Annotated in this window: 26 protein-coding genes; 10 read left to right on the top strand and 16 right to left on the bottom strand. The window is 51.1% G+C overall.

Going from position 1 to position 22875, the window contains the following annotated elements:
• Nucleotides 1-88 precede the first annotated feature (88 nt).
• The 5 genes from H1D31_RS08030 to H1D31_RS08010 are packed head-to-tail and all read left to right on the top strand — an operon-like array spanning nucleotide 89 to nucleotide 3069.
• Nucleotides 89-601 (top strand): PTS glucose transporter subunit IIA, encoded by a 513-nt coding sequence (locus H1D31_RS08030; RefSeq protein WP_261257567.1) that lies wholly within the window; start codon nucleotides 89-91, stop codon nucleotides 599-601.
• Entirely contained in the window at nucleotides 598-942 is a 345-nt protein-coding gene (locus H1D31_RS08025) for an ArsC family reductase (protein WP_261257565.1), read from the top strand. Before H1D31_RS08030 ends, H1D31_RS08025 begins: the two co-directional genes overlap by 4 nt.
• Before the next feature lie 15 nt (nucleotides 943-957).
• Nucleotides 958-2130, top strand: a complete 1173-nt coding sequence (gene dapE / locus H1D31_RS08020) for a succinyl-diaminopimelate desuccinylase (protein ID WP_261257563.1) — start codon at nucleotides 958-960, stop codon at nucleotides 2128-2130.
• Nucleotides 2117-2809, top strand: a complete 693-nt coding sequence (locus H1D31_RS08015) for a M15 family metallopeptidase (RefSeq protein WP_261257561.1) — start codon at nucleotides 2117-2119, stop codon at nucleotides 2807-2809. Before dapE ends, H1D31_RS08015 begins: the two co-directional genes overlap by 14 nt.
• Nucleotides 2806-3069: a DUF2897 family protein gene (locus H1D31_RS08010; protein ID WP_261257559.1), complete on the top strand. Its 264-nt coding sequence runs from the start codon at nucleotides 2806-2808 to the stop codon at nucleotides 3067-3069. Before H1D31_RS08015 ends, H1D31_RS08010 begins: the two co-directional genes overlap by 4 nt.
• Here the strand turns inward: H1D31_RS08010 and yejK are convergent.
• Nucleotides 3008-4039, bottom strand: coding sequence for a nucleoid-associated protein YejK (gene yejK / locus H1D31_RS08005; RefSeq protein WP_261257556.1), 1032 nt, complete (start codon nucleotides 4037-4039; stop codon nucleotides 3008-3010). The genes H1D31_RS08010 and yejK overlap by 62 nt on opposite strands.
• Before the next feature lie 69 nt (nucleotides 4040-4108).
• Between yejK and H1D31_RS08000 the strand changes: the two genes are divergently transcribed.
• Both H1D31_RS08000 and H1D31_RS07995 read left to right on the top strand, forming a co-directional pair.
• Complete coding sequence (locus H1D31_RS08000; protein WP_008610482.1) at nucleotides 4109-4333, top strand: DUF1414 domain-containing protein; 225 nt, start codon at nucleotides 4109-4111, stop codon at nucleotides 4331-4333.
• 5 nt (nucleotides 4334-4338) lie between these two features.
• Nucleotides 4339-5847 carry a DUF3413 domain-containing protein gene (locus H1D31_RS07995; protein ID WP_261257555.1) on the top strand — a complete coding sequence of 503 codons (1509 nt, stop codon included), beginning with the start codon at nucleotides 4339-4341 and terminating at the stop codon, nucleotides 5845-5847.
• Nucleotides 5848-5851: 4 nt separating this feature from the next.
• Here H1D31_RS07995 and H1D31_RS07990 read toward each other — a convergent pair whose 3' ends face one another.
• Entirely contained in the window at nucleotides 5852-6142 is a 291-nt protein-coding gene (locus H1D31_RS07990; protein WP_065955750.1) for a hypothetical protein, read from the bottom strand.
• Nucleotides 6143-6312: 170 nt separating this feature from the next.
• Here H1D31_RS07990 and H1D31_RS07985 point away from each other — a divergent pair, with 170 nt between their 5' ends.
• Both H1D31_RS07985 and H1D31_RS07980 read left to right on the top strand, forming a co-directional pair.
• Nucleotides 6313-6531, top strand: coding sequence for a DUF2061 domain-containing protein (locus tag H1D31_RS07985; protein WP_008610476.1), 219 nt, complete (start codon nucleotides 6313-6315; stop codon nucleotides 6529-6531).
• Nucleotides 6532-6614: 83 nt separating this feature from the next.
• On the top strand, nucleotides 6615-7466 hold the full coding sequence (locus tag H1D31_RS07980) for a S1 RNA-binding domain-containing protein (RefSeq protein WP_261257554.1): 852 nt from the start codon (nucleotides 6615-6617) through the stop codon (nucleotides 7464-7466).
• Between the two features lie 71 nt (nucleotides 7467-7537).
• On the opposite strand, the gene H1D31_RS07975 is transcribed toward H1D31_RS07980, so the two are convergent.
• From H1D31_RS07975 to dapA, 14 genes are all read right to left on the bottom strand, one after another.
• Nucleotides 7538-8782 carry an SAM-dependent methyltransferase gene (locus tag H1D31_RS07975; RefSeq protein ID WP_261257553.1) on the bottom strand — a complete coding sequence of 415 codons (1245 nt, stop codon included), beginning with the start codon at nucleotides 8780-8782 and terminating at the stop codon, nucleotides 7538-7540.
• A complete protein-coding gene (locus H1D31_RS07970) occupies nucleotides 8779-9528 on the bottom strand; it encodes a DUF1365 domain-containing protein (protein ID WP_261257552.1) in 750 nt (249 codons plus the stop codon). Before H1D31_RS07970 ends, H1D31_RS07975 begins: the two co-directional genes overlap by 4 nt.
• The gene (locus H1D31_RS07965; RefSeq protein ID WP_057785957.1) at nucleotides 9528-10781 is read right to left on the bottom strand and encodes an NAD(P)/FAD-dependent oxidoreductase; all 1254 of its coding nucleotides are present in this window, start codon (nucleotides 10779-10781) and stop codon (nucleotides 9528-9530) included. Before H1D31_RS07965 ends, H1D31_RS07970 begins: the two co-directional genes overlap by 1 nt.
• A gap of 53 nt (nucleotides 10782-10834) precedes the next feature.
• Nucleotides 10835-11266 carry a nuclear transport factor 2 family protein gene (locus H1D31_RS07960; protein ID WP_261257551.1) on the bottom strand — a complete coding sequence of 144 codons (432 nt, stop codon included), beginning with the start codon at nucleotides 11264-11266 and terminating at the stop codon, nucleotides 10835-10837.
• The gene (phrB, locus tag H1D31_RS07955; protein ID WP_261257550.1) at nucleotides 11259-12701 is read right to left on the bottom strand and encodes a deoxyribodipyrimidine photo-lyase; all 1443 of its coding nucleotides are present in this window, start codon (nucleotides 12699-12701) and stop codon (nucleotides 11259-11261) included. Before phrB ends, H1D31_RS07960 begins: the two co-directional genes overlap by 8 nt.
• Complete coding sequence (locus tag H1D31_RS07950) at nucleotides 12701-13642, bottom strand: YbgA family protein (protein ID WP_261257549.1); 942 nt, start codon at nucleotides 13640-13642, stop codon at nucleotides 12701-12703. Before H1D31_RS07950 ends, phrB begins: the two co-directional genes overlap by 1 nt.
• 128 nt (nucleotides 13643-13770) lie before the next feature.
• The gene (ihfA, locus tag H1D31_RS07945) at nucleotides 13771-14067 is read right to left on the bottom strand and encodes an integration host factor subunit alpha (RefSeq protein WP_008610466.1); all 297 of its coding nucleotides are present in this window, start codon (nucleotides 14065-14067) and stop codon (nucleotides 13771-13773) included.
• Nucleotides 14068-14069: 2 nt separating this feature from the next.
• Nucleotides 14070-16457: a phenylalanine--tRNA ligase subunit beta gene (pheT, locus tag H1D31_RS07940; RefSeq protein ID WP_261257546.1), complete on the bottom strand. Its 2388-nt coding sequence runs from the start codon at nucleotides 16455-16457 to the stop codon at nucleotides 14070-14072.
• Between the two features lie 15 nt (nucleotides 16458-16472).
• Nucleotides 16473-17453 carry a phenylalanine--tRNA ligase subunit alpha gene (gene pheS / locus H1D31_RS07935; RefSeq protein ID WP_008951997.1) on the bottom strand — a complete coding sequence of 327 codons (981 nt, stop codon included), beginning with the start codon at nucleotides 17451-17453 and terminating at the stop codon, nucleotides 16473-16475.
• Nucleotides 17454-17571: 118 nt separating this feature from the next.
• Nucleotides 17572-18273 carry a DnaA regulatory inactivator Hda gene (gene hda / locus H1D31_RS07930; protein ID WP_008951996.1) on the bottom strand — a complete coding sequence of 234 codons (702 nt, stop codon included), beginning with the start codon at nucleotides 18271-18273 and terminating at the stop codon, nucleotides 17572-17574.
• Nucleotides 18274-19338, bottom strand: coding sequence for a DUF2066 domain-containing protein (locus H1D31_RS07925; protein WP_261257541.1), 1065 nt, complete (start codon nucleotides 19336-19338; stop codon nucleotides 18274-18276). It lies immediately after the preceding gene.
• 86 nt (nucleotides 19339-19424) lie between these two features.
• Nucleotides 19425-20141 carry a phosphoribosylaminoimidazolesuccinocarboxamide synthase gene (gene purC, locus H1D31_RS07920; RefSeq protein WP_261257539.1) on the bottom strand — a complete coding sequence of 239 codons (717 nt, stop codon included), beginning with the start codon at nucleotides 20139-20141 and terminating at the stop codon, nucleotides 19425-19427.
• An 86-nt stretch (nucleotides 20142-20227) separates the two neighbouring features.
• On the bottom strand, nucleotides 20228-21286 hold the full coding sequence (gene bamC / locus H1D31_RS07915; protein ID WP_261257536.1) for an outer membrane protein assembly factor BamC: 1059 nt from the start codon (nucleotides 21284-21286) through the stop codon (nucleotides 20228-20230).
• A 5-nt stretch (nucleotides 21287-21291) separates the two neighbouring features.
• Nucleotides 21292-22179 (bottom strand): 4-hydroxy-tetrahydrodipicolinate synthase, encoded by an 888-nt coding sequence (dapA, locus tag H1D31_RS07910; protein WP_261257534.1) that lies wholly within the window; start codon nucleotides 22177-22179, stop codon nucleotides 21292-21294.
• 167 nt (nucleotides 22180-22346) lie between these two features.
• On the opposite strand from dapA, the gene H1D31_RS07905 reads away from it, so the two are divergent.
• Nucleotides 22347-22868 (top strand): glycine cleavage system protein R, encoded by a 522-nt coding sequence (locus H1D31_RS07905; RefSeq protein ID WP_008610455.1) that lies wholly within the window; start codon nucleotides 22347-22349, stop codon nucleotides 22866-22868.
• Nucleotides 22869-22875 lie beyond the last annotated feature (7 nt).

Raw genomic sequence — 22875 nt, 5'->3', positions numbered from 1 at the left:
GAATCACGGATTTCAGCACAAACTACTGCATCTGTTGATCCTTTACGTTATTATCAGCACATCAGATTGATGGAGTTACGGTGATACTGTGATCAGTTGGCAGCAAGACTGGCGAAAAATAACAGGCGCCCCGATCAAAAGCCCGTTCACCGGGGCGGTGTTGCCGGCAGAGCAACATCCCGAACCACTATACCAGCAGAACCTGTTACCGGTTGCGATTACGGCAAAGCTACAGCATGGCCTGATCGTCGCCCCCTTTGCCGGTCTGTTCACCACCCAGCTTGATACCGAACGCCGCTTAGTATTGCGCCATGCTTCCGGGCTGCGGTTATTATTAGAGTTACCGTCAAGCATCATTGATTTGCAAGGTCGCGGCTTGCATTGGCTAAGCAATCGGCAATTGCAGGTGAATGCCGGCCAACCATTACTGCAGCTGGATCTGGCATTTCTGGAATTAGAACTGGAACTGGATGCTCTGTACTGTGCGCTGGTGCTCGATTTGCCCAAACCGGCAGAGAGCAAAGTATTTTGCCGGCAAGCCAAGGTCAACGCTGCCCAGGACCCTCTTTTTATTATTCAAACGAGCAGAACCTCAGCATGATGACACTATATGGAATTAAAAATTGCGACACCGTAAAAAAAGCCCGCCGCTTTCTCGAACAACGCAGCCAACCCTATCAGTTTCACGATTACCGGCAGGATGGGTTAACTGCAGAACTGTTAGAACAGTTTGCTGCGCAGCTTGGTTGGCAATCGTTGCTGAATACCCGCGGTACCACCTGGCGCGCCCTCGACGACGCTGACAAAGCGGAGCTGGACGAGCAAAAAGCGCTACGTCTGATGCTGGCACAGCCCGCCTTAATCAAAAGGCCACTACTGGTCGCGGGCGAGCGCTATTTACTCGGTTTTTCCGAGCAGAGTTATCAAGATTTTACTAACTAATCCTAAGGCAGCAGTATGAGTAATCTAGTAGATCCAGCCGCAAATCCAACCTTAGCGCTGGCAATGGATCTGATGGCCCGGCCGTCAGTCACACCGGAGGATGCGGGATGCCAACCGTTAATGGCAGCGCGCCTGCAACAACTTGGTTTTCAGATTGAGATGTTGCCCTTTCACGATACGTTAAACATGTGGGCTCGCCGCGGCCGGGGTAAGCCACTGTTTTGTTTTGCCGGACATACTGATGTGGTTCCTGCTGGCCCGCTGGAACAATGGCATACTCCTCCTTTTACGCCAACCATTATCGGCGATACCCTGTTTGGGCGCGGCGCGGCCGATATGAAAGGCAGCTTAGCGGCAATGGTGGTCGCAACAGAGCGTTTTATCGCTGAATATCCGGAGCCTGCCTTTGATCTGGCCTATCTGATCACCAGTGACGAAGAAGGCCCCTTTATCAATGGTACCGTGAAAGTGGTTGAAACGCTGGAAGCGCGACAGGAGAAAATCCGCTGGTGTCTGGTCGGTGAGCCGTCCAGTGGTAAGCAACTTGGCGATGTGATTAAAAATGGCCGCCGCGGCTCCTTAACCGGCCATTTAACCGTTAAGGGTATTCAAGGCCATGTTGCCTATCCGCAACTGGCGGATAACCCGGTGCATAAAGCCGCTCCCGCTTTAGCGGCACTGGCGGCAGAGATCTGGGATCAGGGTAATGCCTTCTTTCCGGCTACCAGTTTCCAGATTGCCAACATTCATGCCGGTACCGGTGCGTCAAATGTGATCCCGGGTGAACTTAAGGTGATGTTTAACTTCCGCTACAGCACTGAAGTCACGGCCGATATTTTACAAAAGCGGGTCTACGCCATTTTGGATCGCTTCGGCCTGAACTATCAGCTGGACTGGACACTGAACGGTCTGCCGTTTTTAACTGCCAGCGGTGATTTAGTCGCGGCAACTGTCGCGGCGGTGGAACAGGTTCGTGGTCTAACACCACGTTTGGAAACCACTGGCGGCACCTCGGATGGCCGCTTTATTGCGCCGACCGGGGCTCAGGTCATAGAACTCGGCCCAATTAATGCCACTATTCATAAAATCAATGAATGCGTGGCCATAGCCGATCTGACGCAGCTGACGGATATTTATCACGCCCTGCTGGTTAACCTGCAACAACGGCTCAGCCATGCAGCTAACTGAACTGAGCCCGGCGCTTCTTACCGGGCAGGATCCTGACCCGATGCAACTGGTCGAACATAACCAGCAATTGCATCAGGCCGTGATACCCGCTTACCGGCAAATGCAGCAGGCAGCCGCGCAGCAGGGGATCGCAATCAGATTGGTATCCGGTTGGCGCAGCTTTGAACGCCAGGCTGCGATCTGGCAAGCCAAATGCGAAGGTCGCCGCCCGGTATTTGACCGCTGGCAGCGTCCGCTAAAGATTGAGCATTATCAGGGTCTGGCGAAGCTGGAAGCCATTATGTTGTACTCTGCCCTGCCCGGTGCCAGTCGTCATCATTGGGGCAGTGACCTGGATATTTATGATGCCGCTGCGGTCAGTAACGACTACCAGGTACAACTGCAACAGAGTGAATATAGCGCCGGCGGCCCGTTCTATCGCTTAAGTCAATGGCTGACGCAGCATGCTGCGCAGTATGGTTTTTTTTTACCGTATCGCGAGTTTCAAGGCGGGGTCGCGGCTGAACCCTGGCATCTGAGCTATCAACCGCTGGCGGCACGCTGCCAACAGGCACTGACGCTGGAACAACTGCGCTTAGTGCTGCAGCAGCACCCTATTGCCGAACAACAGACTGTACTGGCACATTTACCCGAGTTGTACCGGTGTTTTATCTGTAACATTTGCGAGGCACCACCATGAACTGGCCATTATTCTGGGCACTGTTACTGGCCTTTGGCTTTATTATCGGCAATGTGTTGTTGGTTAAGCACTCAGCCAAAATGAAAATGCCGGCGTTAAAAGCCCTGCCAGAAGCCTTACCGAAACAACCGATGCCAGCCGATACCACGGCGGCGGCATCAGATTCAGCCACCTCTGCTACAGCAGCGGCGGCAGCCGCTACGACTGCTCAAAAGCCGAGTAGCCCTGAAGAAAGCGCTGCAGCTGATCGCGCAGATTAGGCGGGGTGCCTTTGATCACCAGGGTATCGGTTTTCAGATCATAATTAATTCGCTCACCGAGCAGCTTTTCATCAAAGCTGAGCGATAAGCCACCGCCGGTACCGTTAAATTTTACCAGCTTTTTCAGCTCCTTAACTTCTACCGGGAACTGCTCCGCTACTGCCAGCTGTTGCTCGGCACAATAGTGCAGGAAGCCGTTTTCCTGCTCCGGATCGACCACGGCAGAAAGCTCAGCTAACACTACTTCTTGTCCAGCTTTCGCACGCTCTTCACAATAATCAAATACCTGGCGCCTTGCTGCGGTTTTTTCTTCCGGCGCAAATTCTGCCGCCCCCAGATATTCCTCCACCGAAGCTAACACCAGCTGACTGTTTACTTTGGCATCAGTGCCTTCGGCACAACCCAGAAAATCCAGAAAGAAATCCGCGACCTTACGCCCGGCGCGACCACGGATAAAGCTGATGTAATGCCCCTGCTCACGATTTACCGCGTATTCGGTCAGATCCAGCCGCGCCGCCAGTTGCATCCGGCTGATATCCAGATGGCGGGAGGTTGCCAGCTCCAGCTGCTCAGTTAATTCAAAATGATCTTTACTGCCCAGCAGGCAGATCAATAAGAATTCGCTGGCCAGATAACGATAATGTGCCAGCAGTAAATAACCGGTCTCCGGCAGTTGATGCTGGGATAACTCCTGCACCAGCGCGTCGGTGGTAGCACGGCTAAACCCCAGATAATCACTGTTGCCGCTCTGCCAGTCTGCCAGCGCCAAAGCCACCTTGGGTGACTTTTCAGTTTCAAAGGCAGCGTAGCCTTTGGCCGGCTTGCCGTTATAAGCCAGGTGAAGCTGCTCGACCAAATTCGCTACGGCACCACTACGCCCTATCAGTGCTTCCCGATAGTGGGCCTGATGCTCACCACTGTCTGTTAGCGCAATATAATTAATGGCCAGATGCTGCATCTCTACCGACATAAATTTTCCTGTTTATTCTGAATTCTGTTACTATTCTATCTGTTTATGCGTCTTTAATCTGAGTAATCCATGCCGATTGTATCAAAATATTCCAGTAGCCAGATTGAAAAGCTGGTCAATCAACTGCTCGACACCCTGCACCAGCAACACGCCACCACTGAGCTAAGCCTGATGTGTTTGGGTAATGCGGTTAGCCATATTATCAATACCTCTGTGCCGGCAGCGCAACGTGCTGCGGTCGCCAGCAGCTTTAGTCAGGCTCTGACTGACGCCATTCAAAGCGACAAGCATTAAGCCTTATGGTGCTGGAACAAAACCTGTCCTTAGTCAAAAAAGTTAACCGGTTACTAAACTGGGGACACTGGTTTACCTTTTTTAATATTTTGCTGGCACTGCTGATAACCAGCAGTTTCTGGTGGTCTGAGTCCCTGCCGCAAACGGTGTTGGGCAGTCTGTATCTGCTGGTTAACTGGTTAGGACATACCGCATTTCTATGCTTTATGTTCTTTATTCTGACCATTTTCCCACTGTCGCTGATCTTTCCTTATCAAAAACATGTCCGCGGCCTGGGCGCAATCCTTGCCACCGTTGGTATGGTATTGCTGATTTTTGATGCCTATGTCTATAACCAGCTTGGTTATCATCTAGGTAGTGCGTCCTATGACCAAACGCTGGCCTTACTCAGGGCGCAGGTGGTCACCAATTTGCGCAATTTTGTATTAATTGTCACGCTGGTCGGCGCCCTGTTGCTAACGCTACAGATCTGGTTAAGTAACTTTTGCTGGAAAAAAATCAGCCGCCTTTCCGCCTCCGGCGTCGGCCAACCGGCTTTGGCCATATTCTTTGGTAGCTTTATGCTCAGCCATCTGCTGCACATCTACGCCGATGCCAGCTTGAATTTCGATATTACCCGCCAGGATAATGTGCTGCCTTTCTCCTACCCGGCCACAGCGAAAAGCTTACTGGCTCGCTATCAGTTGGTAGATTTAACCGCTCGCGCCAAACGCCAGGCCGATAAGCTGAGCCTGGAACATGCCAATCGCAGCAGCCAGCTGTTAAGCTGCCAGGCCGGCGCTACCGAATCGACCTTATTATTAGTTACAGCCAGCATCACAGCGGAACAATTAGCTTTGTTACAGCAACAGGGCCTGCGCAGCCATGATCAGCATTTCGCCCCAAACAATGCTGCTGAAGCGCTGTTAAACCTGCTGTACGGTCAGTTTAAAGCGACAGCAGATGCCGCCAGCGCACTGCAGATGATACCGGCCTGGCTTAACAGCGTTAACGCTACTGACATTCAAGTGGTTAACCGCACACCAGAGCTGAATTCGTTACTACCCTGGGCCAACACAGAGCTTAGCCCTGCCAGGCTAAATATCGTATTTGATGCGGACTTTTCCCGGCATTGGTCAGAATACCAGCAATTTAGCCGGCTAATCGTCGTGCCGTTACATAGTGAAAATGCCAAGTTTCAGCTGGCGCCGGTTACAGCCTATCTGCGCTGGCCGGCGCTGTTAAGTCAGGCCCGGCAACATGGTAGTCAGCAACTGGACTGGTTACCGACCTTATTGGGCAGTATTGGCTGTGAAACGGAAAACCGCTGGCTGGGAGACAATTTATTTCAGCCGGAAACCCTGCCCAAACTGAATATCAGTCAGCAGGATATTATCAGTATCCGCAAAGATAAGATGATGATCTTGCGCCAGGACGGCAGCTACGGCGTCTGGTCGGCAGGTACCCTGGTGCCACTTAACGATCCGCTCAATGTGCCTATGCTGGTTGACGCCTTAAAGCGACTCGAGGAATAAGCCGTTACTGTAACGAGGTCGGAGCCTTAATTCTTGGCCGGCGCCCCGCCAGTTCTAATTCAGCCAAGTGATACAGGTTGGTTAAGGCGATTGGCGGTGGTGGCTCGGCAAAGCATTCAATATAAGCGACTTCCGCTTCTTTGGTAATTTGCTGAAACAGTTGGTCGTAAAGGCTAAAGCCATCATAGCTATAGGGCTCATTTAGCTCCGCTACTTTCAGCTCCTGCTGGCGGCGCATAAAATAATTCATCAAAAACTCGTACTGCTTAATATCCAGCAATTGCCGACAATCCACCTTGCCACCTTTTTCTCTATTGCACGAACCTGCGCGAACTTTGCCATTTTACGCTGCCAAAGCACGAAAGATTCATCACATTTTCTGATTAACACAATTTTATTTATTCACTTTAATTAATAATGAGAACCGCTATCATTTACTTAAGCAGATGATTCGGGAGACCCGTTATGATTAAAACCATTACCTTTGCCATTATGCATTTTAGTATTGCCTTTGGCGTAACTTACCTGATCACCGGTGATTTGGTGTTAGGCGGTCTGGTGGCCATTATCGAGCCAGCCGTTAACACTGTGGGCTACTTCTTTCACGAGAAAATCTGGCAGAAGTTTGATCGGAAAAAAGCACCCGCAACACCGTTATTAACTAAAGGTTTTATCAAGTTATAGCCGTGCTGCTGCGATTATGCAGCAGCAAAGCGTTAAAACCGCTATACTAGCCGCTATTTGATTGTAATAAGGCAAAAATAGCGATGATGTCACTGGGTACCCTTAATACCCTAACCGTAAAGAAACAGGTTAAGTTCGGTTTTTATTTAGATGGCGAAAGCTGGGGCGAAATTTTACTGCCCAACAATGTCGCGCCCGCGGGTTTACAGCCAGGCCAGCAACTGAATGTGTTTCTGTATCTCGACTCCGAAGATCAATTAATAGCCACTACCGAGCGTCCCAAAGTGATGGTAGGTCAGGTTGCTTATTTACCGGTCGTCGCCAGCACTAAAGTCGGTGCTTTTTTAGATTGGGGCCTGAAAAAAGATTTGTTGGTGCCCTTTAGTGAACAACAAATTCCACTAAAAGTCGGCCAGCACTATCTGGTGTATTGCTATGTTGATGTCAGTAACCGGATTGTCGCCTCAACCAAGCTGGATCGCCATCTGCATAAAACCGCTGCGCCCTATAAAGAGGGTGACAAGGTGGAAGTGATTATCAGTGAGCAGACCGATCTCGGTTACAAAGCCGTCGTTAATCATCAACACTTTGGCGTGTTATATAAAAATGAAGTATTTAAGCCACTGCGCCGCGGTGACAAGCTGACCGCTTATGTGGTAAAGGTTCGTGATGATGGTAAGCTCGATTTACGGCTAAACAAAGCGACCTTTGAGCAAGCTAACGTGCTGGGTAACCAGATCTTAAAGCAGTTAAAAGCTAACGGCGGTAAACTGGCGTTAACCGATAAGAGCGCACCGGAGCTGATTTATCAGCAATTTGGTGCCAGCAAGAAAGCCTTTAAACAGGCTATCGGTACCTTATATAAAGAGCGCAAAATTGTGATCACTGAGCAAGGTTTGCTGTTAGTACCGGAACAACCGGCTACTGACGCCTGACAGGGTTAGTATTAAACAACAACGCCGGCAATAATGCCGGCGTTGTTGTTTTGTTGCTTCTTTAAAGTGGGTTAAAACACACTGCGGTTCTGTGGTTTACTGAGCACTAAATGCACCGCACTGGTGGCGCGCTCGCGAAAGCCGCCTTCGCAGTAACACAGGTAAAAATGCCACAACCGGATAAAATTATCGTCATACCCGAGCTGATGCACCGCATCACGCTGCGCCATAAAATTATCACACCAGTCTTTTAAGGTTCTGGCGTAATCAAAACCAATATCCTGTACCTGACGGATCACCAGATCGGTTTTATTGGCTACGGCACTGGCCATCCGGCTAATTGAGGGTAAACAACCGCCCGGAAAAATATAGCGTTTAATAAAGTCGACCTCACGTACATACTGTTGATAACGATGATCGACCATCGTTATCGCTTGCAGCACCATAATGCCGTCCGGCTTTAACAAGCTGCTACACTTTTCAAAGTAGTTATCCAGGAAATCATCGCCGACGGCTTCGATCATTTCTATTGAGACTAACTTATCGTATGTACCGGTTAGTAAACGATAATCTTCAAATAGTAAGGTGATTTTATCCTGCAGGCCAAGCTCAGCTATCCGCGCCTTAGTATAATCATATTGTTGCTGTGAAATCGTGGTGGTGGTGACTTTACAGCCATAGTGTTGGGCGGCATAGATCGCCATACTGCCCCAACCGGTACCAATTTCAAGCAGGTGATCAGAAGCTTTTAACTGCAAACGTTCACAGATCTGCTGTAACTTATGCTGTTGTGCCTGCTCTAGTGTACTGTCAGCTGCCGGATATACCGCACTGGAATACATCATGCTCGGATCCAGAAACAGCTGATACATGGCATTACCCAGGTCATAATGGGCAGCAATATTGCGTCTGGACTGTGAAATCGTATTGCGGTTACGGAAATTCAGCAGCTTAAGCATTGGCCGACTCAAGCGCGCCCAGGTGGAATCCATCTTATCCAGAACATCAAGGTTACGAGCGAAAATTTGCACCAGCGCAGTTAGGTTATCGCAACGCCAGAAACCATGAATATAAGCCTCGCCCCCGCCCACTGAACCAGCCAGCACCAGTTTTTGATAAAAGGCAGGATCGGTGACCGTAATAGTAATTTTCAATTCGGCATCAGCATCACCAAACTGCTGCGCTTCACCGGCTTCTATTACGGTAATACTGCCATGGCGGAGCTGACTTAAGAAATTCAGGGTAAATTTGCGACACAGCCGGTCAAACCAGCCTAAATTATCAAACACCGCTTTTTCGCTTAGCGATAAACTCATGACTCAGAACCTCGGGATTTAGGGTGGGCATACACCGGAACGCGTTTTATCAAAAGCTTCAATGCCTGCCAGTAGATACGACTCATAATCTGTACGCTTTGCCACGGCTGCCGGATCAGGATCCGCCGGCGTACCGCCTGGGTCAGCGCAAAACGCTGTAATTTAAACCAGGCGCTAAATACCGCCTGCTGCTGCTTTAAATTGGTAATACTGCAAAACAGCTGCTCAGTGGGCGCCTCAATTTGCCAGCGATATTCCATATCCAGCGGATTAAAGGGCGAGACATGAAAGGCTTTTTGATGCTGATACTGCTGCTGTTCGCTACTTAGCGTTTGCAAATAATAGTGCCGCTCATTCCACGGCGTATTGGTAACTTCACAGAGCAAATAACGCAACTCACCACTGTTGTTATAGCAGTAGTACAGCGTCAGCGGACTAAAATAAAGCCCCCAACTGGCCAGTGGTGACAGTAAAAACACCTTGGCGATTGGCTCTGTACCACCCAGCAGTTGTACCTTATCGCGTACCGCCTGCGCTAAATCAGCATCACCCGCCAGATAATCGGCACGGCGAAAACTAATAGCGCCGAAACGTTCAGCCTGAATACCCACCGCGGTTAAGCTGGCAGGGGTCAGTTGGCTGCAGTCCAGCCAGTAGGCAGCATAGGGGTAATCAAAACCATGCTGCTTTGGCAAAAAGCGTTTATGACCGACCCGGCCACAATAGACAGCGTGACCGGGCTGCATCAATAGTCCACTCCCAACAGGGCGGCAACGTCAACTGCGCTACGGGCGCCATCTTCATGAAAGCCGTTATACCAGTAGGCACCGCAGAAATAGCTATGCCGCTGACCGTTAATTTGGCTGCGTTGCTGCTGACAAGCCAGGGTCATATGGTTATACACCGGATGGGCATAGTGATAGATCCCCAAAATCTTATCCTTAGCAATACGTTGGGTATTATTCAGCGTAACACAAAAGGTGACAGGTGCCTGCAAACGCTGCAGAATATTCATATTGTAAGTCAGGGTGGCGCGATCGCTATGCTGGCTGTCCAGATTATAGTTCCATGAGGCCCAGGCGGCTTTACGCACCGGCAACAAAGAGGTGTCGGTATGCAACACCACCTCGTTTTCCTGATAGGCAATACCGCCGAGAATTTGCTGCTCCTCGTTACTTGGATCCTGCAACAGCTTTAATGCCTGATCGCTATGGCAAGCAAACACGACTTTGTCATACTGCTCGGTATGACCGTCCGCAAATTGAATGGTCACGCCCGTCTCGTCACGGCGCACACCGCTGATCTGCTGATTTAAGCGAATGCTATCAGTGCCCGCCTTTGCCAGCAGCGCGTCAACATAGCTTTTGGAGCCACCTTTGATCACCGCCCACTGTGGCCGCTCATTGACATTAAGCAGACCATGATTGTTAAAGAAGCGCAGGAAAAAACGCACCGGAAATTTTGGCATTTCGGTCAAACCGGCTGACCAAATCGCCGCGCCCATCGGCATTAAATAGTTATCGCGAATACCTTTACCAAAGCTATGTTTATCCAGAAAGGTACCGAGATCCAAATCCAGATCCGCATGATCTTCAGCAACCAACTGCTTACCAAGCTTGTTAAAGCGCACAATCTCCAGCAGCATTTTCCAGAACGAAGGCCGCAGGATATTTCGCTTCTGCGCAAATAACGAGGCGAAGTTATTGCCGTTATATTCCAGATTATGTTGGGTATTTTTAACGGAAAAGCTCATCTCAGTAGGCAGCGATGCCACACCGAGTTCGGCAATAAACTTATTAAACACCGGATAGGTCCAGTTATTAAACACAATAAAACCGGTATCGATAGGATAGGTTTTACCCTGGTATTCCACCAGCTTGGTCGCGGTATGGCCGCCCAGATAATCATTGGCTTCCAGCAAGGTCACCTGGTATTTTTGCTTCAGTAAATACCAGCTGAGCATACCGGCGATACCGCCACCTATTACTGCTATACGCATAAGATCCCTTATGAAATACTTATCATTAATTTAAGCGACATAAGCTGCGAACATCAGCTCGCGGCGATTTTTTGTTTAACCTGCCGGGTTAACCAGCCCAACAGCGGAATATGCTGATAGACCATTTCAGTCAGATCATAGTAATCGCGGTGATAACAAATCCGGCCATCCTGCCAGGCCAGCTCGGTGCTACCGTGCACCAGAATTTCCTGCCCTTTGGCAAAGGCCGGGTGACTAAAGCGCATCTGCCAGCTTAGAAAGCCCCGCTCGCCCTGACACAGGCCGCTTACCGGCGTAAAGCGGGCATAATTTAAGCGCTGATAACCATGAGCCAGATATTGTTGTAACGCAGAGCGGCTATTAATTTCATGCACCGGATCAATAAACTGTACCTGTTCCGCATAATAGTCAGCGATGGCATCCAGACCATTCGCAGACAGACTGTTATAAAAATCTAAAAACGCTTGTAGTTTAGGGTCAAGCATCGACTGCCTCCGCCGCCTTACCTTTTACTGCCGCAAACAGCTCCATCGTCTGTTTACGGGCCTCATTATGATCAACTATTGGCTTTACGTAGCCTTTGGGGGTGACCAGCCGGTGCGGCCAATGTAAATCCTTGCCAGTTTTCGCCGAGAGCTCTGGCACAAATCGCCGGATAAAGTCACCGCTAGGGTCAAAACGCTCACTTTGGGTAACCGGATTAAAGATCCGGAAATAAGGTGCGGCATCCGTGCCGGTAGACGCAGCCCATTGCCAACCGCCATTATTGGCAGCAAAGTCACCATCGAGCAGCTTTGACATAAAATATTGCTCGCCCCAGCGCCAATCAATATGTAAATCCTTAACCAGAAAGCTGGCAGTAATCATCCGCAGCCGGTTATGCATCCAGCCGGTTTGATTCAGCTGGCGCATGGCGGCATCCACGATCGGATAACCGGTTTCACCGCGACACCAGGCAGCAAAGCGTGCCTGCTCGTTTGGCCATTGGATCAGATCGGTCTCTGCCTGAAAGGCGCGGTGTTTGATTAAGTGAGGAAAGGCGACCAGGATATGCTTATAAAAATCACGCCAAATCAGCTCAGACAGCCAGACCGCCGCGCCGCTTTTCTCCTGCCACAGTGCCTCTTTAGCCTCCAGTTGCAGCCGGGCGACACACTGCTGTGCCGATATCACACCGATGGCTAAATAAGGCGATAACTGTGAGGTACCATCGATCGCTGGGAAATCCCTATCCTGCTGATAAGCGCTGACCCGCTGCTGACAAAAATTGCGCATCCGCGTCAGGATCTCCGCTTCGCTAACCGGCCAGTCACTTGAGCTCTGATCCGGCGCTTGCATCGGCGCTAATGCCGGTAGCGACAATGTGTGTTCCATCTGCAGCGTAGGCTTCGGATAACACTGAATACCATCGGACGCCAGGCGCTGTAACCAGTTGCGCTTAAAGGGGGTAAAGACCTTATAGATCTCGCCTTGCTGGGTGCGGATACTACCAGGCGGCATAACGCAAAGCCGGTCAAACCAATGTGCGGCGACACCCTGCTGTGCTAATAAGGCGCTAACCTGCTGGTCGCGGCGCTGCTCGCGCAGTTCATATTCAACCTGCGCATACAGTGCCTTAACACCAAGCGGCAATAGCGCTGCGATTAATGGCGCGCAGCTGGCATAGTCACTGCCTTCCACCGCCAGCAGAGGAATATTCAACGCCGCCAGCTCTGTTTGCATCGCCTGCACGCGACGGCGCAGCAGATCCTGACGCAGCGGCGCCATCTGATGCGCATTCCAGCTTAGTGGTGTCGCGATAAACAGCGCCAGCACAGTGCCCTTGTCGTACGCTGCAGCACTGCAGGCGGTATAGAATGCCTGATTATCATAGACACGCAAATCATGTCTCAGCCAGACCAGATGTACAGGTGTTTGCATCAGGCGCGTAATCCTAATTGTTCCGGATAAGGGGCAAAGTAACTTTGCTGTTGTAAGTATTGGTTTGGATAGCGCCGCAGATGATGCTGTAATAAGGTCACCGGCGCTAACAGTGGTACGAAGCCGCGGCGGTAGCGATCAATCAGTTCGCTTAATTCAGCACGGCTGGCTGGCTCCAGCACTTTCTTAAAAAAGCCCTGTAAATGTTGCAGCACATTGGTATGTTGTTTACGGCTGGCAATTTGCCGCATCGCCTGCATTAACTCCGTCAGATAGCGCAGCTGCAACTCTTGCGGCTGAAATAACTTAGCTTCAGCGACCAGACGCCCCAGCTGCCGGTATGCTTGCGGACTATGCGCCAACAGCTGGAATTTATAGCGGCTGTGAAACGCCACCAACTTACCAATACTAAAGCCATCGCGCATACTTTGCTGGTAGTCATAACAGGCAAAAACCCGGGCGATAAAATTCTCCTTTAACGCCGGATCCAGCAAGCGGCCATCTTCCTCCACCGGTAACCAGGGATAATGCTGCATCAGCTGCCGGGTATAAAGCCCGACCGCTTGTTTCCCCAGGTTGTTACCTTCAACATCATAAAGTTTTACCCGCTCCATGCCACAGCTTGGTGACTTGGCGCACACAATGTAACCACTTAAATCTGCCAACTGCGGCAGCAGTTTAGCGGTGAAGCTCAACATCTGCTCGGTATAATCCAGACTATTATCGCGGGTTTGCACTAAACGGATCTGCTGCTCAGCATTATACTGCAGGCGAATTGGCGGTCGCGGCACACTCATGCCAATGGCTTGCTCCGGACACACCGGCACATACTCCACCAGCGCCTTTAACTGCTGCGTACAAAAGGTTGAAGCTTTATGCCCGCCGTCAAAGCGGACTTGCGCGCCCAGCACACAGGCACTGATGCCAATTTTTACTGCCATATTCTTTAACTCATAACTGACTTGTTTTCTTTACAGCACCGTAGTGCAAACGGATCAATCATCTTGAAAAAAAGCAAAAAAAAACGGTAGTTAGTTACCTAACTACCGTCTCTGTCGAAGATACAGCCCTACTTCTTACTGGTGCCTGTCTCAACCCGCGACTTTAATTTCTGTCCCGGGCGGAAAGTCACCACGCAGCGGGCCGAGATCGGAATGTCTTCACCGGTTTTCGGATTGCGTCCCGGTCGTTCATTCTTCACCCGCAGGTCGAAATTACCAAAGCCGGAAAGCTTAACCTGTTCGCCCGACTCCAGTGCCGTCCGGATTTCTTCAAAAAAAGCTTCCACTATCAGCTTGGCATCGCGTTTGCTCACGCCAAATTTGGTAAACAGACGTTCTGCTAAATCAGCTTTGGTAAGCGCCATCTTTAATCCCTCAACGTTGCGTCGAAATCATCTTTAAGCACGCTAACCACTTGATTTACCACTTGTTGGATATCTTTATCCTCAAGGGTACGCGCCTTATCCTGCAAGGTCAGCGCGATCGCCAGTGACTTAAAGCCGTCTGCGACACCCTGACCGGTGTATACGTCAAACAATTTTAGGTCAACTAACTGATTTACGCCAACTTTTTTTATACTAGCAACAATATCGGCAAAATGCACATCAGATTTCACGACAATCGCCAGATCGCGACGGTTCGCCGGATACTTCGACAGCTCCTGCGCCTGTACTATATGCCGCTCGCCAAGTGCAGCCAGTTCTAATTCAAACAGATAGGCTTTGCCTTTGATCCCCAGCTTGCGCTCGGCTTCCGGATGTAAGGCCCCCAGATAACCTGCCGCCTGATCATTGACCCACACTTGCGCGGTTTGCCCCGGATGCAGTGCACTGTGCTCAGCGGCACTAAAGCGTACCTGCTCATTGGCTGACAGTAAGCCCAATAAGGCTTCTACATCGCCTTTGATATCAAAGAAGTCTACTGGCCGCTCAGCAATACTCCAGTGCTCATTGGCCAGTGAACCGACAATCACACCGCCAATCACCGGTACCTGACGCACACCACCTTCTGCTGTCGCATCAGGAATAAACTTCAGGCCATATTCAAATAAGCGTAAACGGTTTTGCTGCCGGCTTTGGTTATATTGCACGGCCTGCAGTAAACCTGGCCACAGGTTAAGCCGCATTGCCGACATATCGGCTGAAATCGGGTTGGGCAATACCAACGCATCTACGCCCGGGAACAGGCTTTGCTGGACCTTAGGATCGACAAAGCTATAAGTGATGGCTTCCTGATAACCACGGTCAACCAGTAGCTGGCGCATGGTGTCAACACTTAAGGCGGCTTCTTTAAAGCTGCGCATTTTCAGGGCAGCTACCGGCGCAACATTCGGAATATTGTTATAGCCATACACCCGCGCCACTTCTTCAATCAGATCTTCAGCGATACTGATATCAAAGCGATAGCCCGGTACCAGAACCTGCCAGCCGTCCACTGTCTCAGTGACCTTTAAACCCAGCCGGCTTAGAATATCGCTGACTTCTGTTTTCGCGATCTGATGCCCCAGAATACGGTCAAGCTTAGCTTCCGTTAACAGGATCGGGGCTTTTTGTGGTAAATACTCAGGCGCCACCGCTTCGACCACCGGACCGGCTTCGCCACCGACAATTTGCAGTAACAGCGCCGTTGCCCGCTCCATCGCCGTGCGTTGCAGCTCAGGATCAACACCGCGCTCATAACGATGTGACGCATCGGTGTGCAAACCGTATTGCCGTGCTTTACCAGCAATCAGCTGCGGTGCAAAGAAGGCGCTTTCCAGGAAAATATCCGTCGTTTCCGCCGTTACACCACTGTACAAGCCACCGAAAATACCGGCCATCGCCAGTGCTTTCTGCTGGTCAGCAATCAGTAAGGTATTGTCTTGCAGCGTGACCTCGTTGCCATCGAGTAACGTCAGTTTTTCACCGCTGTGAGCAAAGCGCACCTGAATATCACCGTCCAGCTTCGCCAGGTCAAAGGCATGCATCGGATGACCGAGCTCCAGCAGCACATAGTTGGTGACATCCACTACCGGATCAATACTGCGGACACCACAGCGGCGCAGTTTTTCGGTTAACCACAGCGGACTTAATGCACTGAGGTTAACATTACGGATCACCCGGCCTAAATAACGTGGGCAGGCCGCCGGTGCCAGTAACTGAATGGCTTTGCTGTCACTGATAGTGGCTGGCACCGCGCTAATTTCCGGCTCACAGACGCTCAGTTTATTCAGTACTGCGACTTCCCGCGCCAGCCCCTTAATGCCCAGACAATCGGCACGGTTTGGCGTTAGGTCTACTTCGATACTCAAATCATCTAGCGCTAAATACTGGCGCAGGTCCTGACCGATTGGCGCATCGGCCGGTAACTCAATAATGCCGTCTGAATCATCCGCCATGCCAAGCTCAGAGAACGAACACAGCATGCCATGCGATGGCTGACCGCGTAACTTAGCCTGTTTAATTTCAAAGTTACCCGGTAACACGGCACCAACGGTAGCAACAGCCACTTTAAGACCAAGACGGCAGTTTCTAGCACCGCAGACGATATCCAGCAGCTCGGCGCCACCGATATTCACTTTAGTTACCTGCAGTTTATCCGCTTCCGGATGCTTACCACACTCGACGACTTCGCCCACTACCACACCGTGGAAATCACCAGCAACCTTGTCCATGCCGTCCACTTCCAGACCGGCCATCGACAACTGTTCAGATAAGGCTGTGCTATCCAGTGCCGGATTCACCCATTCCCGTAACCAGGATTCACTAAATTTCATTGCTTGCTACTCCGCTTATCTGAACTGCTTTAAGAAACGAACATCATTTTCGAAGAAGGCGCGCAGATCGGTCACACCGTAGCGCAACATCGTCAGCCGCTCTACACCCATACCAAAGGCAAAACCGCTATACACTTCAGGGTCGATGCCGACCGAGCGCAACACATTCGGGTGCACCATACCGCAGCCCAATACCTCCAGCCATTTGCCATTCTTACCCATCACATCCACTTCGGCGGATGGCTCAGTAAAGGGGAAGAACGACGGCCGGAAACGGATTTTTAAGTCTTCTTCGAAGAAGTTATGTAAAAAGTCATGCAGGATACCTTTGAGCTCGGTAAAGCTGACATTTTTATCCACCATCAAACCTTCCACCTGGTGGAACATCGGGGTGTGAGTCATGTCGTAATCGTTACGATACACGCGGCCGGGTGAAATAATCCGCAGTGGTGGCTGTTGCTGCTCCATAGTACGGATCTGTACACCCGAGGTCTGGGTGCGCAACATCAGCTTCGGATTAAAATAAAAGGTATCGTGATCGGCCCGTGCCGGGTGATGCTCCGGAATATTCAGCGCATCAAAGTTGTGGAAATCATCTTCAATTTCCGGGCCCTGCTTGGTTTCAAAACCCAGCTCAGCGAAAAAGCTTTCGATCCGCGCTATAGTGCGGCTGACCGGATGCAGACCACCTTGCTCCAGAGTACGGCCTGGCAGGGTAACATCAATTTTTTCCTGTGCCAGCTTGGCCAGTAATTGGGCTTGCTGCAGCGCATCACGCTTCTCATTCAGCGCGTCCTGAACCTGTTGCTTTAACTCGTTAATATGCTGGCCGGCCAGCTTACGCGCTTCCGGATCCATCGCGCCTAAAGATTTCAGCAGCTCAGTAATGCTGCCTTTTTTGCCCATAAAGGTTACGCGAACCTCTTCCAGAGCCGGAATATCGTTAGCCGCAGCTACTGCGGCCAGCGCTTCTTGTAATATCGCTGACAGGTTCATGGTTATCCTCAGTGTCACCAGGATTGATCAATTTCAAAGCCGCTAATCATACAATAAAAAGCAGCCGGCACGCAGTGCACGTTAAGGATTTTTTTGGACTTTTTCAGTAAAACGGCGTTTAACCAGCTTGCAGGGTTTCGCGGATAAAGGGGATGGTCAGTTTACGCTGATGCACGATGGAAGCTTTATCCAGCCGATCCAGGATACTGACCAATGAGCGGATATCCCGATCATGATGGTTCAGCAGATAACGCGCCGCTTCATCCGGCAACTCAATACCGCGCAAGCGGGCTTTTTGTTGCAGCAGTTTCTGTTTATCGTCATCACTTAATAACCGCAACTGAAAGCTGGTACAGGCATGTAAGCGCGATACCAGATCCGGCAAGGTAATACCCAGCTGTTGTGGTGCCTGATTACCGACAATGATCAGGGCTTTGCCCTGCTCGACCAGGCGGTTGTAGAGATCAAAAATTGCCACTTGCCAGTGCAGCTCGCCGGCAATGGCCTGGATATTATCCAAACAGACCAAATCCAACTGCTCCAGATTATCCAGCAGCCGGGGACTGAGCTCTGCCATATTCTCTAATGTCAGTAATTGACTGGTGAGGCCCTGCTCCTGCGCCTGCACACAAGCGGCGTACAGTAAATGCGATTTGCCGCTGCCGCTGGCACCGAACAGATAGACCGGTGCCTGGCCAGCGGGTTGGCGCAGGTAATGCTTTAAAAAATTGACCGCCGGGCTCTCTGCCGCCGCATAAAAGCTATCCAGGGTTTCATCCTCTGGCAGCGTCACCGCCAGCGTAAACTGCAATGGCTGCATTCAGGGACGGGTTAGCTGATAAACGGCCAGGGGCGCATCTGTAACCACCGGCGCCGGGTTAGCCCAGTCAAAAGCTGGCGGCGCACTATTGTCAGTTAACAGCTGCAGGCTGGGTTCAAAGTTAAGCAGTTGCAGTAATTGCGCTGGTGATACCTGAATCGTCAACTGCAGCTCGGTTTGTTGCTGGCCCTGACTGAGCAGCTTTACCTGCTTAATGCCCAGGGTTGCAGCCAAGGTCCGTTCCAGCAGTACCACATCCCGCAAACTGCTGGTACCCTGCACCTGGATCCGCACCTGCTGCTCGGCCGCCGGATCCAATAAAATGGCATATTGCCGCGCCAACTGCTGACTGAGCAAGGCAGCATAGTCACGCAGTAAGCTCTGTTGATCGGTGCCGGTTAGCTCATCGCGCTGTTGCTGGCCGGCCTGCTGACGGATCGCTGTCAGGCGCCACTCGGTATCGCTGCTCTGCTCCAGTAATAACAGCACCACTTCATTGACCCGATAACGACTGCTGGCCAGTAAAATCGGCTCCCAGAAGCCGCCCCAGACGTCATTCTCGGTTAGGTTTAATAAGTCATCGATATCATAAAGCGGCAAGGTTAAAGGTAGCGCCTGTTCAGCCATCACCTGGGTCAGGGCTTGCAGCCAGAGGTCATCACTCTGCCGTACAAAGCGGCGCTCGCTGCCGGCTTGCTCAACGATCCAGAACAACATTTCCGGCCGCTGACCGCCCCAGATCGGGATCTGAAGTTGCTGCAGCAAAGTCCGGATCCGCTCGGCATCCAACAGGACCCGCACCCTGTTGCCGGCTTCGCCTCTGACTGCTTCAAATTGCTTAACATAGCTGCTGGCATTGTTTAATTCGGTCCGTAGCTCGGCACGCTGCATAATATCCGGGTTACCAGTGACCCGCACCAGGATCTGCGTCAGTGCTTCCCGTTGCCATTGTTGCTGAGTTTGCTCGGCACTCACTTCAGCCTGATACAGCTCAGGCTTAGCCATTACAGCGCTGCTGAACAGCAACCAACTGCTTAACAGCACACACCAAATTTTCTGCACCATGCACACTCCTGTTTTCTTTACTTCAGCAACGTTGTTACCGACTAGCTAAAATAAAGCCACCTGACGGTGGCTTTATTCTGACGGTATTACCCGAGATTTACGCCTAAGCGTTGCGCCACTTCCTCGTAGGCTTCAACTACGCCGCCAAGGCCCTGGCGGAAGCGATCTTTATCCAGTTTTTTACGGGTTGCTTTATCCCACAGCCGGCAACCGTCTGGCGAGAACTCATCACCCAGCACGATTTGGCCCTTAAACAAACCAAATTCCAGTTTAAAGTCAACCAGCAGCATACCGGCCGCATCAAACATCGCAGATAATACTTCGTTAGCTTTGTAGGTCAGACGCTTCATTTCTGCCAGTTGTTCCGCCGTGGCCCAGCCGAAGGACAGCGCCAGTGACTCATTGACCATAGGGTCGTGCAGCGCGTCGTTCTTTAAAAACAGCTCAAAAGTCGGTGGCGTTAACTGCTGGCCTTCGCTGACACCCAGACGACGCACCAGAGAGCCGGCAGCATAATTGCGGATCACGCACTCTACCGGAATCATCGTTAATTTTTTTACCAGTACTTCATCGTCACTCAGTAACTGCTCGGCTTGCGTCGGGATCCCGGCCTGCTCCAGCTTTTGCATGATAAAGAAGTTAAACTTATTGTTGATCATGCCTTTGCGATCGAGCTGCTCAATACGCTCACCATCAAAGGCTGAGGTATCGTTGCGAAAGTGTAATACCAGCAGATTCTCATCGGTGGTGTGATACACAGTCTTGGCTTTTCCACGGTACAGCTCTGTTGTCTTTTGAACCATTTTTTACTCCGGACGGCGGGCACTGAAAATCAGGCGCAAAGTATAATGGGCTTTGGCCTGTTCGCAAATGACTTTTTCACCGCAGCTTAGAATTCTAAGCCGGCAGCGCGGATTGCCGCCACCATAGGTTCATACAACGCAGAAACCAGTGCCGGCGGCAGTGGCTCGCCACTCTTGTCCTGCCAGGAAATCGCCGTACCTGTGCCGTTGTGGCGACTCAGCACTAACTGATATTCACCATCCTCCAGCGGCAGGCTCAGCGGCGCATCCCGGAAGGTAATAGTGCGCCAGATGCCGCGTGTTGGTTTGGTATAGCTGACATAATAAGTCAGCACCGAGCGGTCAAAATCCGTTACCGTCAGGTTTAATTCCGGGAATAACAACTCCAGCTGTGACCAGGTCACATCTGTTGGCTGGCGTGTGATCAGCGCCGGGTTACCCGCCTGGTCCAATCCCGGCTCCAGCGATACTTCCGCTACGGCCAGACGTTGCTCACGGGCCGCTTGCACTTCGGCAATCGCAACCTGGTTAATAATGCGGTTTAATACGTTCACTTCGTTAGCCTTGGCGTCCTGAACGCTGAGTTGTTCACCGGCGACAAAATATTGATGTTCCAGTAATGTCGAGGTCATGCTCAATGAGCGGCCATGTGGCCGCGGCGCCAACTCAATTTGGTAGCGAACCTGATCAACCGGATTCTCACTCTTCCATAACCAGAAGCCTGAGCTACGTGAACGTTGGATCCAGCCGGTTTCATAGCGTAAGCCGGCATCGTCAAGTTGGGTCAACTCAACCTGTTGTGCCGCGAAAAAATCCCGTAACTGTTGCTGAATAAAGGGCAATAAATCGCCGGTAAGATCGTTACGTTCGAACCACACCCGCGACAGTTTTTCTTCCTCTTCCAACCGGCTGCTACTGGCGGTAGCCAGGATCAAGGTAGGTGGTTTCTTGTTAGCGATCTGACCCGATACCGGTGCCACCGCAGGGATATCAAAAGCAGCAGGCTGATTCGGTTTGGCTAAACCTTCAGGAATACGCAAATTAACCTGCGAGGTACTTGGGGTTTCTGTTGTTTCTTTGTCAAAAAAGGCGCAGCCACCTAACAGCACGCTGACCGCCACACATCCTTTAGCCCACTTTTGCACCTATACTACTCCTGCTTCTCAATACCGGCTTGTTGTAATGCCTGTTCGATTATACTTTGATAAATTGGTTCCAACTGCGTCAACGGCAAGCGCAGAAAATCTGACTGGATCAGCCCCATCTGCAGCAAAGCCCACTTGGTTGGGATCGGGTTGGATTCGATAAAAAGATCGCGATGTAACGCCTGCAGCCGGCTATCCAGTGCTTTAGCCGTTGCGGCATCACCCTGCGCCGCAGCACGGCAAATTGCTGCCATGGCCGCCGGTGCGACATTGGCAGTCACCGAAATCACGCCATGACCACCTTGTAACATAAATTCGGCGAAACTGGCATCATCACCGCTGAACAACAAAAAGTCGGCAGGACACAAGGCCTGCAACTCAGCCAAACGGGCCAGCGAGCCCGTTGCTTCTTTAATGCCGACGATATTAGGCACCTTCGCCAGCTCGGCAACCGTTTCGGCTTTCAAGTCGACACCGGTCCGCCCTGGCACGTTATATAAGAAAATCGCTTTATCAGTAGCCGCAGCTACCGCCTGAAAATGCGCCAGCATGCCTTTTTGGGTTGGCTTATTATAAAAAGGCGTAACAGTAAGATAACCGTCTATCGGTAGATCAGCGAAAAACCGGGTTTTCTCAACCGCCTCAGCAGTCGACATAGCGCCGTTTCCGACCAACACCGGGATCCGTCCGGCAACCTGCTGACACACCTGCTTTAATGCCGCATGCTGCTCTGTCAGACTCAGCGTCGCGGCTTCACCTGTGGTTCCCATAATGACCAGACCATCGCTACCCTGCTTCAGGTGAAAATCGACCAGTGTGTGTAAACTGTCATAATCTACCTGCCCCTGTGCGGTCATGGGGGTAATCAGTGCAACGAAACTACCTCTGAACATCTTAAGCTGGCTCCACGAATAAATTTACGGCCGCCTATGTTAAAGACAGAACCCCGGAAACACAAGGAGACTGTTTACCGGCTTGCATTGCCGCTTCGAGCAGTGACTTTAGATGACACTATGCTAAACTGCGACACCTTTATTTCCAGCGACACCATAGGAAAACTATGCCCCAACAACTGGTTGTGACCGCCATTGGCCCAGACCGCACCGGCATTGTCAGTAAACTGGCGCGACTGGTTACCGAATGTAACTGCAATATTATTGATAGCCGGATGGCGATCTTTGGTAGTGAGTTTACCTTTATTATGCTACTGGCCGGCGATCTGGCCGCCATCAGCCGCATTGAGCATTTATTACCCGCTCTGGGTTTAGAGCTTGATCTGACTACCATGACCAAACGTACAACTGGCCGTCCGCGCACCCAGGTGGTGGCGCATTACGTGTTGGACTACAGCGGGCCAGATCGGGTTGGTACACTCGGCGCCATTACCGGTTTGCTGGCCAGCCACAATATTTATATCGGCTCACTGCAATCTGAAACCTTTACCGAGCAAGATAAAATAATGATGCACACCCAGATGACGCTGGAACTACCCGAAGGCGTGAACGCCAGCATTATCGCGACAGAATTAACCGGTTTAATGCAACAACTTGGCCTGAGTGGACACTTTCAGGCCCAACAATAAGGATACA

Origin of the sequence: Alishewanella sp. BS5-314, assembly GCF_025377695.1 — a bacterium.
GTDB classification, from domain to species: Bacteria; Pseudomonadota; Gammaproteobacteria; order Enterobacterales; family Alteromonadaceae; genus Alishewanella; species Alishewanella aestuarii.
The sequence above is the reverse complement of the archived record's forward strand: the minus strand, read 5'-3'. Positions and strand labels throughout refer to the sequence as shown.

What these genes read in the sequence shown, in the direction of transcription:
- H1D31_RS08025 (WP_261257565.1), top strand. Translation starts at nt 598, where the DNA reads ATGATGACACTATATGGAATTAAAAATTGCGACACCGTAAAAAAAGCC.
- dapE (WP_261257563.1), top strand. Translation starts at nt 958, where the DNA reads ATGAGTAATCTAGTAGATCCAGCCGCAAATCCAACCTTAGCGCTGGCA.
- H1D31_RS08015 (WP_261257561.1), top strand. Translation starts at nt 2,117, where the DNA reads ATGCAGCTAACTGAACTGAGCCCGGCGCTTCTTACCGGGCAGGATCCT.
- H1D31_RS08010 (WP_261257559.1), top strand. Translation starts at nt 2,806, where the DNA reads ATGAACTGGCCATTATTCTGGGCACTGTTACTGGCCTTTGGCTTTATT.
- yejK (WP_261257556.1), bottom strand. Translation starts at nt 4,039, where the DNA reads ATGTCGGTAGAGATGCAGCATCTGGCCATTAATTATATTGCGCTAACA.
- H1D31_RS08000 (WP_008610482.1), top strand. Translation starts at nt 4,109, where the DNA reads ATGCCGATTGTATCAAAATATTCCAGTAGCCAGATTGAAAAGCTGGTC.
- H1D31_RS07995 (WP_261257555.1), top strand. Translation starts at nt 4,339, where the DNA reads ATGGTGCTGGAACAAAACCTGTCCTTAGTCAAAAAAGTTAACCGGTTA.
- H1D31_RS07985 (WP_008610476.1), top strand. Translation starts at nt 6,313, where the DNA reads ATGATTAAAACCATTACCTTTGCCATTATGCATTTTAGTATTGCCTTT.
- H1D31_RS07980 (WP_261257554.1), top strand. Translation starts at nt 6,615, where the DNA reads ATGATGTCACTGGGTACCCTTAATACCCTAACCGTAAAGAAACAGGTT.
- H1D31_RS07975 (WP_261257553.1), bottom strand. Translation starts at nt 8,782, where the DNA reads ATGAGTTTATCGCTAAGCGAAAAAGCGGTGTTTGATAATTTAGGCTGG.
- H1D31_RS07970 (WP_261257552.1), bottom strand. Translation starts at nt 9,528, where the DNA reads ATGCAGCCCGGTCACGCTGTCTATTGTGGCCGGGTCGGTCATAAACGC.
- H1D31_RS07965 (WP_057785957.1), bottom strand. Translation starts at nt 10,781, where the DNA reads ATGCGTATAGCAGTAATAGGTGGCGGTATCGCCGGTATGCTCAGCTGG.
- H1D31_RS07960 (WP_261257551.1), bottom strand. Translation starts at nt 11,266, where the DNA reads ATGCTTGACCCTAAACTACAAGCGTTTTTAGATTTTTATAACAGTCTG.
- phrB (WP_261257550.1), bottom strand. Translation starts at nt 12,701, where the DNA reads ATGCAAACACCTGTACATCTGGTCTGGCTGAGACATGATTTGCGTGTC.
- H1D31_RS07950 (WP_261257549.1), bottom strand. Translation starts at nt 13,642, where the DNA reads ATGGCAGTAAAAATTGGCATCAGTGCCTGTGTGCTGGGCGCGCAAGTC.
- ihfA (WP_008610466.1), bottom strand. Translation starts at nt 14,067, where the DNA reads ATGGCGCTTACCAAAGCTGATTTAGCAGAACGTCTGTTTACCAAATTT.
- pheT (WP_261257546.1), bottom strand. Translation starts at nt 16,457, where the DNA reads ATGAAATTTAGTGAATCCTGGTTACGGGAATGGGTGAATCCGGCACTG.
- pheS (WP_008951997.1), bottom strand. Translation starts at nt 17,453, where the DNA reads ATGAACCTGTCAGCGATATTACAAGAAGCGCTGGCCGCAGTAGCTGCG.
- hda (WP_008951996.1), bottom strand. Translation starts at nt 18,273, where the DNA reads ATGCAGCCATTGCAGTTTACGCTGGCGGTGACGCTGCCAGAGGATGAA.
- H1D31_RS07925 (WP_261257541.1), bottom strand. Translation starts at nt 19,338, where the DNA reads ATGGTGCAGAAAATTTGGTGTGTGCTGTTAAGCAGTTGGTTGCTGTTC.
- purC (WP_261257539.1), bottom strand. Translation starts at nt 20,141, where the DNA reads ATGGTTCAAAAGACAACAGAGCTGTACCGTGGAAAAGCCAAGACTGTG.
- dapA (WP_261257534.1), bottom strand. Translation starts at nt 22,179, where the DNA reads ATGTTCAGAGGTAGTTTCGTTGCACTGATTACCCCCATGACCGCACAG.
- H1D31_RS07905 (WP_008610455.1), top strand. Translation starts at nt 22,347, where the DNA reads ATGCCCCAACAACTGGTTGTGACCGCCATTGGCCCAGACCGCACCGGC.